15 protein-coding genes are annotated in these 15,091 nt (G+C 42.1%); 9 read left to right on the forward strand and 6 right to left on the reverse strand.

What is annotated here, in order from left to right:
* The first annotated feature begins 3 nt into the window (after positions 1–3).
* Entirely contained in the window at positions 4–237 is a 234-nt protein-coding gene (locus ND16A_RS08170) for a glutaredoxin family protein (protein ID WP_327144559.1), read from the forward strand.
* Here ND16A_RS08170 and ND16A_RS08165 read toward each other — a convergent pair.
* The gene (locus ND16A_RS08165; RefSeq protein ID WP_033077841.1) at positions 228–887 is read right to left on the reverse strand and encodes a hypothetical protein; all 660 of its coding nucleotides are present in this window, start codon (positions 885–887) and stop codon (positions 228–230) included. The genes ND16A_RS08170 and ND16A_RS08165 overlap by 10 nt on opposite strands.
* A 128-nt stretch (positions 888–1,015) precedes the next feature.
* The gene (locus ND16A_RS08160; RefSeq protein WP_033077842.1) at positions 1,016–2,020 is read right to left on the reverse strand and encodes a YhdH/YhfP family quinone oxidoreductase; all 1,005 of its coding nucleotides are present in this window, start codon (positions 2,018–2,020) and stop codon (positions 1,016–1,018) included.
* Positions 2,021–2,261: 241 nt separating this feature from the next.
* On the opposite strand from ND16A_RS08160, the gene ND16A_RS08155 reads away from it, so the two are divergent.
* The 5 genes from ND16A_RS08155 (at position 2,262) to ND16A_RS08135 (ending at position 6,571) form a co-directional block, all read left to right on the forward strand.
* Complete coding sequence (locus ND16A_RS08155; protein ID WP_443080348.1) at positions 2,262–2,996, forward strand: spondin domain-containing protein; 735 nt, start codon at positions 2,262–2,264, stop codon at positions 2,994–2,996.
* A 12-nt stretch (positions 2,997–3,008) separates the two neighbouring features.
* Positions 3,009–3,743: a spondin domain-containing protein gene (locus ND16A_RS08150; protein WP_235282117.1), complete on the forward strand. Its 735-nt coding sequence runs from the start codon at positions 3,009–3,011 to the stop codon at positions 3,741–3,743.
* Positions 3,744–3,806: 63 nt separating this feature from the next.
* Positions 3,807–4,538 (forward strand): response regulator transcription factor, encoded by a 732-nt coding sequence (locus ND16A_RS08145; protein WP_033077843.1) that lies wholly within the window; start codon positions 3,807–3,809, stop codon positions 4,536–4,538.
* Entirely contained in the window at positions 4,535–6,019 is a 1,485-nt protein-coding gene (locus tag ND16A_RS08140; RefSeq protein WP_033077844.1) for a sensor histidine kinase, read from the forward strand. The genes ND16A_RS08145 and ND16A_RS08140 overlap by 4 nt, the downstream gene beginning before the upstream one ends.
* Before the next feature lie 126 nt (positions 6,020–6,145).
* The gene (locus ND16A_RS08135) at positions 6,146–6,571 is read left to right on the forward strand and encodes a potassium channel family protein (protein ID WP_033077845.1); all 426 of its coding nucleotides are present in this window, start codon (positions 6,146–6,148) and stop codon (positions 6,569–6,571) included.
* A 76-nt stretch (positions 6,572–6,647) separates the two neighbouring features.
* Here ND16A_RS08135 and ND16A_RS08130 read toward each other — a convergent pair whose 3' ends face one another.
* The 4 genes from ND16A_RS08130 to ND16A_RS08115 form a co-directional block, all read right to left on the reverse strand.
* Entirely contained in the window at positions 6,648–7,694 is a 1,047-nt protein-coding gene (locus ND16A_RS08130) for a succinylglutamate desuccinylase/aspartoacylase domain-containing protein (protein WP_033077846.1), read from the reverse strand.
* Entirely contained in the window at positions 7,685–9,172 is a 1,488-nt protein-coding gene (locus ND16A_RS08125; protein ID WP_033077847.1) for a hypothetical protein, read from the reverse strand. The genes ND16A_RS08130 and ND16A_RS08125 overlap by 10 nt, the downstream gene beginning before the upstream one ends.
* Positions 9,173–9,335: 163 nt before the next feature.
* On the reverse strand, positions 9,336–9,635 hold the full coding sequence (locus ND16A_RS08120; RefSeq protein WP_033077848.1) for a DUF3301 domain-containing protein: 300 nt from the start codon (positions 9,633–9,635) through the stop codon (positions 9,336–9,338).
* A 13-nt stretch (positions 9,636–9,648) separates the two neighbouring features.
* The gene (locus ND16A_RS08115) at positions 9,649–10,740 is read right to left on the reverse strand and encodes a DUF3549 family protein (RefSeq protein ID WP_052073115.1); all 1,092 of its coding nucleotides are present in this window, start codon (positions 10,738–10,740) and stop codon (positions 9,649–9,651) included.
* A 95-nt stretch (positions 10,741–10,835) separates the two neighbouring features.
* On the opposite strand from ND16A_RS08115, the gene ND16A_RS08110 reads away from it, so the two are divergent.
* From ND16A_RS08110 to ND16A_RS08100, 3 genes are all read left to right on the forward strand, one after another.
* The gene (locus tag ND16A_RS08110) at positions 10,836–11,186 is read left to right on the forward strand and encodes a YqcC family protein (protein ID WP_033077849.1); all 351 of its coding nucleotides are present in this window, start codon (positions 10,836–10,838) and stop codon (positions 11,184–11,186) included.
* Positions 11,176–11,997 carry a tRNA pseudouridine(65) synthase TruC gene (gene truC, locus ND16A_RS08105; RefSeq protein ID WP_200880837.1) on the forward strand — a complete coding sequence of 274 codons (822 nt, stop codon included), beginning with the start codon at positions 11,176–11,178 and terminating at the stop codon, positions 11,995–11,997. Before ND16A_RS08110 ends, truC begins: the two co-directional genes overlap by 11 nt.
* 88 nt (positions 11,998–12,085) lie before the next feature.
* Complete coding sequence (locus tag ND16A_RS08100; RefSeq protein ID WP_033077850.1) at positions 12,086–14,935, forward strand: trypsin-like peptidase domain-containing protein; 2,850 nt, start codon at positions 12,086–12,088, stop codon at positions 14,933–14,935.
* The last annotated feature ends 156 nt before the right edge of the window (positions 14,936–15,091 follow it).

The following is a 15,091-nucleotide window of genomic DNA, read 5'->3' on the forward strand; positions in this document are numbered from 1 at the left end:
TTGATGATGAAACGTGTTGTGTTATACACCATGAATCGCTGCCCCCATTGCGAAACGGCAAAAAAATACCTTGCTCAGCAAGGTATTAAATACCGCTTGTGTAATACCAGTACCCCGGCGGGACGAAAAGAATTCAATTTAACGGGTTATCGCGGTGTGCCAGTATTGAAAATAGGCGACCAATTTCTCAATGGTTTTACCATCAAAGGGTTTCAACAGCTTTATCATCAAAAATGATACTTGATGGATACGGATGTTTGCTCGTAACCCTCACTTTCCTTGAACCCTAGCCCTAAACTCACGTTCTTGGAAATGTGGTATAGGCCAGTGATGCCGGTTTCATTGGAATCTTCAGCAATAGCCCCCCAGTAATCAAGACTTTTGTCATAATCAATGTCGAGATAGGTGTAATAAATATTTAACTCTATTTTTTCAGCGACGAATGAGCGCAGACCAAGCGTTGCCGCGTAACCATCATTATCTGCTTTGTTGCCACGGCTTTGATAGTCAATGTTTTTCAGCGCAAGAATTGCGTAAAACTCAGTGAATTCATTAAACTCATAATTATAACCTAAACCAATAAAGTACCGGTTGATGTCAGCATTAGAAAAACTGTCATCTAACTTGTATTCTACCTCTAACGCTTCATATTGGGCGATGATAAACACATCGCTAAACAATGCATATGCGCCAGTAACAGCATAACCATCAGCGTCTAACCGTTCATCAATTGTTGCATCTAAATATTGAGCCTCGAAAAAGTGCCAATTGGGTTTTTGCGCCGAGCTTGAATAACTGGCAGTTAATAACAGCAATAAAACAGGGGTTTTCAGACAGGGCAGTGATGGTTGCGCAATGGCAATTGTTTTCAGCAATCTTTTCAACATAGTACAATCCTTGTGACTTAAAGAAGTTGCTATGAATCTATCTTAAAAAGCAAAGTAATACAATGGTTTGTAGAGGATTTATAAGCCTTAGATAGGTAAGGCTTAATTAAATAAAATTTAATATTTTTTTATTTTTTTAAATTAACTACGTAGCGACCCACCACGTTGCCATCAATAAAGCGTTGTAAGTACTCGGGCACTTGCTCAAGGCGTATTTCTTCCGCTAATTCAGCCAGATTGTCTAGTTTCATATCGGTGGCGACACGTTGCCAAATGTGCTGTTTTGCAGTTAATGGAATGTTTACCGAGTCAACGCCTAGCAAAGATACGCCGCGGGTAATGAACGGGAACACATTTAAGTTAAAAAATGGTGATGCGGCGAGTCCACAAGCCGAAACGCCACCGCCAGGTTTTATCTGTTTTAACAAGTTTGCCAGGTAATCACCGCCCAAGGTGTCGATACCATGGGCCCAAAGACCTCGGCCCATCGGACGTTCATTGACTTCATTAATCACATCGCGGTGCAATACTGCGCTTGCCCCGATGTCGGTTAAATGTTCGCTTTGCTCCGGCTTTCCTGAAAAAGCGGTCACTGAATATCCCAGGCGCTTTAATAACGCGATGCTAAAGCTGCCTACACCACCCGTCGCTCCGGTAACGGCTACGGGCCCATCAGCAGGGGTTGCGCCCATTCGTTCTATTTTTTCGACACAAAGCGCGGCGGTCAACCCACCGGTACCGTAGATCATCGATTCTTTTAAAGACAATGTCGCAGGGCATTTAACTGCCCAGTTAGCCGGTATTGAAATTCGTTGCCCCAACCCTCCAGATGTGTTCATTCCTAAATCATAACCGAAGACGACTACTTCATCACCAACATTAAAGGTGCCGGATTTATCGGCTATTACCACTCCGGCAGCATCAATGCCTGGCGTATGCGGGTAGTTTTTGGTTACCCCTTTATTGCCACTGGCAGATAACGCATCTTTAAAATTAAGAGATGAATAATGTACGTCGATTAACAGATCATTATCGGGTAAGTCGTTAATGCTGCGCTCGCGGATGTTTTGGCTAAATTGCTTGTCAGCAACTTCTTCTACATAGAGTGCATTATAGGTGTTTTCGTTGGCCATCTTCATTCCTGTTGAAAAGTTATATTAATAACCTAGCAAACTGGTTATTACTGAGCCAATAAACTTTAGTCTATCGGGGCAGAGTGTTGTCTCGAACGGTAATTCCAGAAAAAATTTCATTACCAATCATCACGTTTGCAAATATGTTTTGTGATACTTTTGTGATTTTTGCGTGATCTGGTTGCGACATTTCCTCTTCATACTGAATGCAGTTTCAGACAGCAGTGAATAAGGAATAATGATGATGAATATTAAATTAACGGCAATACCGAATAAATTACTACCAATAGTGACTATGTTACCTCTGCTTTGCGCCGGTGCTTGGGCGAATGCCGCGGAATTGGAAATAACCGTGAGTAATGTCACCCAAGGCATATATTACACCCCAATCATAGTCGCTGCTCATACGGCAGATACCAGCATTTTCAGAAGTGGTGAAATGGCGAGCAGTGAATTGCAGGCGTTGGCTGAAGGTGGCGACATTTCTGGCGTCGCCGCAATGCTGGCAACGGCATCTGCGGATATGGTTGAAAACCCAGCTGCGGGCTTATTAGAGCCAGGGATGTCGACCACAACCATGCTAACTACCAGCGATGGCAACAACTACTTATCTATTGCCGCCATGTTGTTACCCACCAATGATGGCTTTGTTGGACTCGACAGTTGGATGCTGCCAACCACTGCCGGCACTTACCAATTTACCTTAAATGCCTATGATGCTGGTACCGAAGCGAATGATGAAATTGTTGTTGGTATGGTTGGAGGGCCACCGGGAGCTCCGGGGATTCCGGCGGCACCGGGTATGGATGCGGGAACTGGGGCAACCGGAGTCACCACAATGGAAGCGAATACCTATGTGCACATCCATCGCGGTAATTTAGGTGATGATGATGACATGGCCGGTAAAAGTGATTTAAATAACACCATACATCGCTGGTTAAACCCGGTGGCGGAAGTCACGGTTGTCGTGAAATAGGAGTGGATAATCATGATTTCATTAATGCACAAAATTAACTTGTCAAAAACCGTTTTCACTGTTGCCACTGTCAGTTTATTGGCGCTAACCGGCTGCTTTCATGACGATGATGACGATGATGACATAACCATTGAGCCACCGATCGATCCGGTTGTTATTTCCTATCAAATTTCGGTAAGCAATATCACCCATGCGCAGCCAATGTCGCCGGTTACCGTTGTGCTGCATAATGGCGGTCAATTGTGGAGCATTGGCGAGCCCGCTTCTGCTGCTCTGGAATTACTCGCCGAAAGTGGCGACGGTAGCGATGTGCTCAGCCTGGATATGGTTTTAGCCAGCGGCGTCGGCGAGGGGGTGTTAATGCCAGGGTTAACGCAATCGATAATGGTGACCAGTGTTGAAGTCGTACCCAGTCATTTGTCACTGGCGACTATGCTGGTGAATACCAACGATGCCTTTACCGGCGTCAATGCTATGTCGTTAACAAATTTGGCTGTCGGCGAAAGTATTTCTATGCTAACAAGTTCTTATGATTCAGGAACCGAGAAAAACTCTGAATTAGTCACGACAATCCCGGGACCTGCCGGTGGTGGGGAAGGCTTTAATGCCGAGCGAGACGATGTCGACTTTGTTGCAATGCATCCTGGTGTGGTAAGTCAGGATGATGGCTTAGCTCAGTCGGCTTTAACCAATGCGCATCGATTTGACAACCCTACTTTACGCGTCACCGTTACTCGTATGGAGTGACCTTAGGGAGTACCTTTCTGGGTATTTATCCACCTAAGGTCACTTTTGACCTTAGGTGGAGAAATGTCAGACACAATTTTAGTGGTCGAAGATGAACAAGACATTGCCGATTTAATTGCCGTGCAACTGCACGAGTTATCTTTGTCGGTAGAGATTTGTCTTTGTGGCAACGAGGGGTTACTGAAAGCGCTCAGTAAAGATTACGCCTTAGTGATTCTCGATGTCATGTTACCCGGAATATCGGGGTTAGATATTTGTCGGCAGCTGCGCAGTGAAAAACCGGAACAAGCGATTATGATTTTAACCTCACGAACTTCAGAAACCGACCGAGTTTTGGGTTTAGAACTTGGTGCCGACGATTATATGACCAAACCTTTTAGCGTACGTGAACTGCAAGCGAGAGTACGTGGTCAGTTAAGAAGAGTTCACTTATTGCATCAATTACATCAACAGCAAGGGCATAATGGCACCGATGTAGAACAAATGTTGTCAATAGGGCACTTAGAAATTGATCAAATTAGTCATCAAGCCCGTCTTTCGGGAAATCCACTCGAGTTAACCGCAACCGAATTTGATTTATTATTGTTTTTAGCATCGCATCCTGAACAGGTATTTTCGCGGGCACAATTATTAGGCTCGGTATGGGGTTATCACCATAGTGGCTATGAACATACCGTTAACTCTCACATTAACCGGTTACGCAATAAACTTGAACAAGACGTCACTAAGCCTTTAATTGTACAAACCGTGTGGGGAGTTGGCTATAAATTCAACCGGCAAGGCGTGTGCGGATGAAACTTTCGCTTTATCAGCGATTATCGCTGTCAATAAGCTTAGTGTTTATTGCCATTGCCAGCGTATTTTATTTTTGGTCTGAGCAAGTAGCAGAGCAACTTAGGTACCAGTCGCAACAACGGTTACACCTGTCGCTTGCGGCGTCTTTGGCCCGTGATAATCCGCTGTTACAACAAGGGGTTTACGAGCATGGCGCGCTTGAAAATCTGTTTCATACCTTAATGGTGCTGGGCCCCGCATTCGAATTTTATTTTCTCGACCCAAGTGGCAGCATTCTGACTTATTCGGCAGATAAATCTTTGGTAAAACGCGATAAAGTGGATTTAGCGCCGATATTTTCGTTAATAAAAGAACACGCACCACTGCCGGTTTTTGGCGATGATCCGCGCCACCTTAGCCGTAAAAAAATATTTTCTGCGGCGCCAATATTTAATGGCGCTGAATTAACCGGGTATCTCTATGTCATCGTTGCTGGCGAGCAATACGATGAAGTGTTTAATTCGAATCAGTTAAGTCATCAATTGAAAATGTACCTGGTGTTAAGTGCGGCAGCCTTAGGGTTTTTGCTGATCTTGATGCTTGGCTTGTTTCGTTTTTTTACTAACCCTGTGCGTCAGCTAAATCAAGACATGCAAGCCTTTATTGACTCAAACTTTGATAGCAGTACCATTAACTTAACTCGCTGGCATGGTAACAGCAGCAATGAAATGCACCAATTAGGTTGTATGTTTGCGCAATTGGTTAAACAGATAAATTATCAATTGGCAAAGCTAACAAAAACCGATCAGCAGCGACGAGAGTTACTGTCACATATTTCTCACGATTTGCGCACGCCCTTAGCCTCAATGCAAGGCTATATTGAAACCTTAGCATTAAATTCGATAAGTCTAACTGAGCAGAAAAGACAACAATTTATGCAAACAGTGCTACGAAATTCTCAGCAGTTGAATCAATTGATCGATCAAATTTTTGAATTGGCGCATATTGAGGGCGGACAGGTCTCGGTTAACCAGGAAGTGTTTAATTTGGGTGAGTTACTCTATGACATCGTGGCCAAATTCAGCTTGCAGGCGAATGAGCGCAACATCACCCTGAAGATAGCTCCACCACAGTGCAATGTACAAGTGTATTGTGACATTGGTAAACTTGATCGAGTCATAAGTAACCTTATCGAGAACGCCTTAAGGCATACTGATGATGGTGGAAAAGTTACTTTATTGATAAAAGATATTGATCAGGCACAGTGTCAGCTAAACGTTATAGATAATGGCAGTGGCATTAAAAAAGAAGAGTTGTCCTATATTTTCGATGCCAGGTACCGTGCCAGTAATTCTGTTGAGAATGGGCAAAAGCACAATGGCCTAGGGTTAGCCATAACCAAACAATTACTGCATTTATTGAACATTGATATTAAAGCCGAAAGCCAGTTTGGTAAAGGCAGCCAATTTAGTTTTAATCTGCGCAAAGCAAATACCGGTTAAAGTAAATTATCACTGAATGGGAGTTTACTGTAGCGACTATAAATTTGAATTGCTGTAATGCGACGGTGTTTGTTGTCAATGTTATAAAAGTCGGGCATGATTAACTAAAAATAATAAGGCAGTATCATGCTTACTTTAACCTTAATTAATATTGCTATTGTCGCGCTATCGGTGCTTTTGCATTATGAGGTCTTGCTTGCTCTCTCGAAAAAACTGCCGTACCTGCATTATAAAAATAAATACCAAATTGTCATTGGTGTGTTTGGCGCATTGATTGCCCATTGTATCGAAATTTGGATATTTGCCACCACCTATTATTTTTTATTAAAAACCGATAAATTTGGTGTCCTTGAAGGTAATTTTGACGGCAGTTTACTCGATTGTGCCTATTACTCTTTTACCAGTTATACCACATTAGGCTTTGGTGACATTGCCCCACATGGCGCCATTCGCTTTGTTACCGGAATTGAATCGCTTACCGGCCTGGTGCTGATCACCTGGACCGCATCCTTTTTATTTTTAGAAATGCAAAGGTACTGGAACAAGAATTAATCCCTTTGGTATAAGAACACTGAGGATTTACCCTACCATCAGCGTTCAAACCATTATCTCTTATCCAGGCGAGTTTTTATTGGGTGATATGATTTTGATTGGCAACCAAATACAAAATGCAATCAGACTTGGCAATCGCCAATTGTTTGGTTGCCATAAAAATATTCAAATCAATTTTAGAAACCAGCTGGTTCGAACGTAACGCAAAATATTGATCCACCACATTTTCACCGTTTACATCCAATACTTGCAGGTTTTCCAAGCCGTAGCTGTCTAACCAACCCAGTATTTGGTTAGCGCGGATAATGCCAAAGTTATGTTGCTCAATGTTGTTAATCAAGGTTAAGCCATTTCTGCCTTCATCAATGCCATGGTACGAAATTGGTATGCCTGGCTTTACTTGTAAGCGTAGCGGTTTAAGGTAAATATCAATTTCTTTGTCAAAATGACAATTTTCCAAATCTGTTATTGTGGCTAAGTGTTTGATGCCACTGTACGCCACTTCATGCGATTGAATATCACAACTGCTGCCACATTCGATGGTAATGGTTTGGCAGCCAAAGTCTTGCTCCATCAATGCACCTAAGCGAATATCTGATAAAATCAAGGTTTGGCAAAAAAGCGCGGTTAGCGATAGTGCCATCTCATTCTTTTCAACGCTTACCGAAAACGCCGGACTAAAGCCGGAGGTATTGTGTAAATCGACTACGACTTCGGGTTTTACTTCTCTAATGGCGGTTGCAATGAGTGCTGCTCTTTTAAAGTAACCATACTCGAGTTCAGCACCAAAACATCGGTTTAAATCCATACCGTCGTCAAGGTAGCGATGCTGAAACATTGGCGCATGGCTTGCAGCCTCTGGTGAACAAATAATGAATCTCAAATTGGTGGCCGGCCTGTCTCCGGCTTTTAATGCCGTTAACCAACGATGTACGGCGATTAATCCCGAGGGTTCGTTGCCGTGAATCAGGGTGGTGATCACCCGGGTTCTGCTTTGCTCTTTGCCAGAGATGTCGATAATTGTTGGACCACTAATCGACAGTAAAAACTGATCATAGTCCGCTTTTAACGACATGATATCGGGATCTTGTAAGTAATTTATTTCGGAAAAATCTATGGACATAATCGCTCCCAGTTTGCCACAGGTTCACAGCTTTGGCTGTTTTTAATGTATTGCATGACTAATTTCTTGCAGGCGGTATCTTTATCAAATTGTTGCTCATAGAATTTTTGAGCTTGTTGCTGCCAAATTGCGCCGGTGATATTTTGCGCCAGGCGTTGTTCAATAATGCCGATGTATAAATCAATTTCATCGGCTGCAACAGCTAACGCTGCCAGACCGGATTTAGCAACCGGAATTAAGGTTTTAATTACCGTGCTGATTGGCACTTCCTCCGGCTGATATTTGTTGTGCAAAGGCCACAATATTTTGGCGTTTAACCCCGACTGAGCTGCACGATAAAAATTATATTCGGCATGTTTAAAAGGTAATACGCTAATCACTTCGTCAACGGTGTCGCTCATGCCATTGGCCAAACCAATCGCAAAGGCTGCATTTGCAACCATATCTATGCTGGTTGGCCCGGCAGGAATTGCTCTAAATTCAATGCGCATATGGCCATTACCATGATGATCGTAAACGGGTCGATGCCATGGCCATAACGTGCCCATGTGTAAAGACAATTCACTGAGCTCGGGCAGTTGACTGTCCTGCTTGCGGTATGATTCTTGGCTTACGGTTACCGGCAAAATTGGCGAATAAAGCGAAACGGCTTCGGCAAATATTTCCCAAACACTGGAACGCAGCCAGCCAAAGCCAAAATTCACTCGTGCCGGTTGCTGCCATTGAATATCGTCGCGATTGCGAATATCGATAGACTGTTTGAATAATGCAATGCGGGTTTCGTCCCATAAACGATTGCCCAAAAATATCGGCGAATTAGCGCCAATGGCGGTGACTAAAGGCAGAGTTAATTGTGCGGCATTAAAAACTTGTTTAAATTTATCAAACGGCGTCATCATGTGAACTTGAAAAGACGTATTTGCCCCTTCTGCACATATGTCACCAACGGTGATGTTTACCGGCTCTTCGCCGTTAATGTTGATTTTAAAATCGTCACCGCGTTGCTGATAGAGCTGTTGTGATAAACAGTGATAGCGCCCCAGATCCGTCATATATTCACTGTTAAGGTGCTCGGCTCGAAGCGTAGGTAAAATACCAATAGGCACAATTGAGATGCCGTGAGGTTTGGCAAGGGCTTGTAAATGGTCAGTCTTTTGTTGAATTTCTTGACGCAATTGACTAAAAGGCCGGCCCTCTTGTGCTACCGCAGATAAATTCAGCTCTAGGTTATATTGATTCAGTTCGGGTTGAAATTGTGGGTCATCAAGTTGTTTGAGTAACATTTGGTTGCTTAAACTTACCTGACCTTGCTCGTCGACTAGGTACATCTCCAGTTCCGCGCCAAATTTCAGTGTTTGCTTACCAAAGTTGGGTTGTACTAACACCTCTTTTAAATGCTCGAGTTGTTGATATAAGCACTGTTGAAATTGCTGGAAATCTTCTGCGCAATATTCCAATTTTGTTATATTTTTACCCATATAAGCCTACCCTAGCATCGTGATTAGGGTAAGCATGCGCCTGAAATGGTTAGAATGTTTTGATCGAGGTCAACTAGGAAGTAACTATCTCCTGCTGTTTGACAATGGACGGGCTTTTACTGCAGGTGAATTAAACTTTTGCTCATTGTTAAGCCACTAGACATTATACTTTATAAGCGGGTAAATCAAAGTTTACCGCTTTATTACCATGCATGGTTAAGTAACCTTTATAGCTGCTTTCGCCATCGCCACTAAACTCAAATTCGAATACACTTTTAATAAAGATCCCTTGCCGCTTGGAAGAACCAAAGCCAGTTTTGCAGCGGGCAATCGCGATAAATTGCAAGCCGTGTTGTTCACAATGTTGCGTAGTTAATGCGCGCGCACGTTCGGCAATTTTTCTCAGGGAAATAAAATACCAAACGATCAAAAAAGTAAATAATAAAAAGTAAATTTCAGCCATGTTGGTACCCTAACTATTGTCCTTTTACTTGCGCAAAAATCTGACCAATTGCTGCAGATAATTGCTCGCTACGCTGTGGGCTGCGAATGCATTGCAACAACGTTGGCCTGATAGCGGGCAGGGCGATCAAGTCTTGAAAAACCGCCATGAAAACATCTTGTGCCACCAGGCCAACCAGTTTCTCTAAAAATAAAGTTAACGTATCCAGTTCGTCAATGGCCAGCCAGGCTCTGCCTGAAATGGTTAAAATAAGATTTAACTCGGTTATCTTTTCATTGTTGATGATCGCAACGATTAACGCTTTCACCACTGGGTTTTGTGCATTGGCAGATACGGCTCTAAGAATACTGGCTAGTCTCTCGGCATCGATGTTGCTTTTACTCAACTCGACGTTTGCCTGCTCGATAAATGCCGAGACTACTGAAATGGCTAATGGCTGATTTTCTAAGGCCGAACATAACGGGTTGAAAACCTGACTTGGAACATGAGCTAGGGCATGAATTAACGCCTGTTGATTTTCTACTGCATCAAGTCTGGCGGCAAAATCACATAAACCTTGTACCCCTATGCCTTGCCAGCTATCCCAACCAAGTTTGCCGCTAAAATATAACTGACAATGTTCGTAATGCTCAGAAGCGTTTTGTTTTAAGTCGCGTTTTACCACCGCATTGAGTGCTGCTAACTTGTATTGTGTAGGCTTAAAGTTATACGGGTTTGCTTTTAACAGTTCTTCTTGTTTTTCGCTAGGATCTTGGCTTAAATCGCTGCCAAGTGCTTCTAAAATTATCGCTAAATAATGGTTGCGCGCGCCCTGATTTAATAACCCCCGTTCATCAAGAGGGAATTTGACAAACCAAATGTAAGGCGTCGCTGGATTTTTTTGCCAAAATACTATGGCAAAACAAGCATGCCCTTGAATCGGAAAAGGGTAAGGTTGCATGGCTTTTTCTACTTTTTCAAAGTCTTGCCTGGCAAGCTTAGTCACTTTTCTACCCATGTCGTAAATACGATAGGAAGAGTCAGATAATTGTAAAAGTTCAGAAATGGTAGATATGTTTTGCTTGGTTGCCATTATTTGCAGGTAATCGATGAATAATGTCGGCATTATATACCCAAGCTATGTCAAAGTAATACCCAAAACGATTTTAAATAATTATAATGCCAATAATAGTGCTCACTTACTGATTTTTATAATTGCATATGTCGACAAAACACCAACAGCTGCCGCTTTTACTCAATGCCTTAACCACGGCTTTGCGGGCAAGCAATTTATGGCAAATTGAACAACCATCAACATCTGCGCTTGCTAGCAGACAGCCTTTTTGTATCGATACTTTATCGTTTGCGCAATGGCTGCAATTTATCTTTATTGAAAAAATGCAAGAAATGCTAAAGAAAAATCTCGCATTGCCGACACAAATATCGCTGTGTCCGATGGCGGAAGAAGCCTTTAAAGAAAAAGGTAACACGGCTGCAGAGCTAATTAATGTGATTGCCGATATCGATGAGTTGTTAAGTGGCAAGAGAGAGCAACATCTTTATGTCAGATAAACCAAAGCTAAATACAACTAACGTGGAAAGTGTGTCTGCCGCTGAAACTATGGACCTCGAAGCAGAAGAACTACCACCACAATTAACCATTCTTTATCAAGATGAACATTTAGTGGCTGTGAATAAGCCGAGTGGTTTATTTGTCCATCGCTCTTTCATGGACAGGCATGAAAAATACTTTGCCTTGCAATTAGTTCGCGATATGGTGGGGCAATATGTTTATCCATTGCACCGCCTGGACAGGCCCACATCGGGGGTATTGCTGTTTGGTTTATCTGCAGACGTTGCCAGAAACATGGGACAGGCATTTACCGATAAAACCATTCAAAAAACCTATTATGCGTTAACTCGTGGCCATTTATTGGGGGCAGGCCAGGTGGATTATCCACTCAAAGAGAAACTGGATAAATTGGGGGACAAATTTGTGGCTAAAGATAAGCCCGCGCAAGCTGCCGTTACCGACTATAACAGTGTGTTTACCGCATCTTTGCCTATTGCTTTAGGAAAGTTTCCCAGCGTCCGTTACTCGCTCATCTGCTTACAACCGCATACTGGCAGGCGCCATCAAATACGTCGACATCTGGCTCATTTACGTCACCCCATTATTGGCGATATCAATTATGGTGATAATAAGCAAAACCCGTTTTTTGCCGAACATTTTGGTTTTAAGCGTTTGATGTTACATGCACAAAAACTAGAATTTACCCACCCGGTCACCAATCAACCTATGTGCATAACCGCAGATTTCGATGACCATTGGCAACAGTTATTCGCCACCTTGGATTGGGATGTCGCGCAACTTCAATGCTGAATTTATTAAGTGTTTTTTATTAAAAAATCAAATTGGTATAATGTAAGTGATATAGTAAAATTATAACTTAAAATTAAGGTGGAAACGGATGTTCATACAAGATACAAATAAAGCGCAGTTTCGAGTATGGTTACTGATATTTATTTCTTTTGCTTGTTTAAGTAATTGTGCGTCGTTAACGGCGGAAAAAAACTGGAATGAAACGGTAAAATTAGTTTCTAGTGGTGTTGTCAGCATTCAAATGGATGTTCCGGTAAGCTTTGATGGTAAATGGAACAGCAGTAGTGTTGCCACCGGCTTTATTGTCGATGCCAAACGAGGCATTATTTTAACCAATCGTCATGTGGTAACTCCTGGCCCGGTAACGGCTAAAGCCATCTTAATTAATAATGAAGAAATTGACTTAATCCCGCTGTATATCGATCCCGTTCATGATTTTGGTTTTTATCGTTATCAACCTGAGCAGATAAAACATCTCAATCCCCATGAGTTTAAGCTCAGTGATAGCCGTCCAACTGTTGGTCAGGAAATTCGCATTATTGGTAATGACGCGGGGCAAAAAATATCGATTCTAGACGGTACCATTTCGAGACTCGACCGAGATGCTCCGCATTATGGCAAAGGCAGTTACAACGATTTCAATATTTTTTATATTCAAGCCGCTACGGCTTCAAGTGGCGGCTCATCGGGCTCTCCGGTGATAAACAATCGTGGTGAGGTGGTTGCCTTAAATGCAGGAAGTCTATCCAAATCTGCCAATGCGTTCTATTTACCGTTAGGTAAAATAAAATTAGCGTTAAAAAAATTACAAAAAAACGAGCCTATTGCCCGCGGCACGCTACAAACCACATTTAAATCTACACCTTATGCTGAACTAGAAAGGTTAGGGTTAAGTGATGAGTTAGCCCGACAATATCGTACACAGTATCCTGAGTTAAAAGGGCTGTTGGTGGTACGGTCAATTATTCCACAAAGCAATGCAGCAAACCTTTTGGCCGTGGGCGATATTTTATTAGCGATTAACCAGCAAACAATCGCGGAATTTTCAACTCTTGAAAGCAGTTTAAATGAACACTTAAACCAATACATAGACGTATTGATATTGCGGCGTGGCGTAGAGTTATCACAGTCAATAAAGGTTGGTGATTTAAATGACATCACACCTTTGGCCTTCCTAAAATTTGATGGCGGCACTTTTCATAATTTATCGTATCAACAAGCCCGCCATTTTAATAAGCCGATCAAAGGCGTTTTTGTTGCCAATTCTGCTGGTTCGTTTAGACAAGCGGGAGTGCCTCATAGAAGTGTGATCACTGAATTTAATGGCGTTAACATTAATAACGTTGAAGATTTACATAAGCAATTAAGTCAAATTAAAAATGGCAAAAAAGTCAATCTGCGTTACTTTGATGCTGCCACGGCAAATACCACAAATTATGCATTAGTTGAAATTAATCGCACCTGGTTTGAACATAGTTACTGTCAGAAAAGTATTGAATTAGGTTATTGGCCATGCATTAAAGCGACAGCTCCGGCAAAGGTCGAGCAGACTCAGGATAATGGCAGTAACATGCCAGCTGCCATCATAGATAATCAATTAAAAAATGCTTTAGTCAACGTTCGTTTTACCAGCCCCTATTCTATCCAGGGCCGAAGCGGTAACAACAGTCGCTTCGGTACCGGTGTCATTGTTGATGTGAAAAAAGGTTGGGTTGTTGTTCCCCGGAATGTCGTATTTAGTATGTTGGGAGACGTTAAACTAGTCTTTGATAATCGTCTGGAAGTCTATGCTAAGGTTGAGTATATTCACCCGCTGCATAATCTGGCGTTAGTGTCATATTCCCCTTCGTTATTGACGGGTATTGAAGTTGCGCAAATCACGTTAGCTAAACGGGCAATGGTTGCTGGTGATTCTGTGCTGCAAATGGGACTCAATTATGATGGTGTTATTGAATACCGAGACACCATTGTAGATACTCAGGAAGAATTATGGCTTCGTCAGTTTAACGTTCCTCAATATATTGAAAAAAATATCGAAGTCACTTATTTAGTAAACCCTAATACGGTTATTGATGGAATTTTAGTGAATGCAGATAACGAAGTCACCGCCCTTTGGTCAACCTTCGAACAAAGTGGTGAAAGAGGCAAAGACATTACCAGTGTCAGCGCTGGCATGGCGATCGAATATGTTGATGAAATAATGTCACTGGTGAGTAACCACAAGCCGATTTATTCTTTGGATATAAATTTAACCCAAATAGCGCCAGTAAATGCATTACAAATGGGCTTAACCAATGAGTGGTTAATTAAGTTAAAACAGCAAAACCCCAAAACCGATAAGCTACTTGCTATTTATAATGTTGCCGCCAGCTCATCGAGTGCTGAAGTATTTAAACGAGGAGATATTCTCCTGGCGATAAATAATATCCCGGTCTCTTCGTTTCGACAGGTTGAAAAATTATCCCAATTGCCAGAAGTGTCGGTAACTTACTTTAGTGAAGGTGAGGTTAATACGGTAATGCTAACCACAACACCTCTATATGGGCATGATATCACCCAAGTATTTTATTGGTCAGGGTTGTACTTACATGCACCTCATCGGGCCGCACAGTTACAAGGCAACGTTAGTACTGATGGGGTTTATGTGGCAAGTTATAGTTATGGTTCTCCGGCAACCCGTTATGGCATTTATGCGATGCAGCGTATTGTCGAAATTGATGGCCAGGCTATTGAAACAACTGAGGATTTTGTCAAAGCGGTGAAAGGTAAACCTCATCAAACTTCCGTTTTAATTAAAACCTTGGACTTTAATAACAACTCTAATGTGATCACGCTGAAAATCGATAATAACTATTGGCCATTTTATGAAATGAAATATCAAAATGGACATTGGCAAAAAGTGGATCATTTATTAGCCCCTGAATACACGAAAATTTAATACTAATAATTACAGCTAAAAGCACCGGCAGCGGTTAAATATTAAAATCAAAGGTTTATTGACTATTTATTTATATATCGCTTGCCAAGACAAGGTAAATAGGTATACTCACCTCCGCAAGCTTGAAAATGCAATACGATTTATCTCGATTTATAA

Origin of the sequence: Thalassotalea sp. ND16A (assembly GCF_000764205.1) — a bacterium.
GTDB lineage: Bacteria > Pseudomonadota > Gammaproteobacteria > Enterobacterales > Alteromonadaceae > Thalassotalea_A.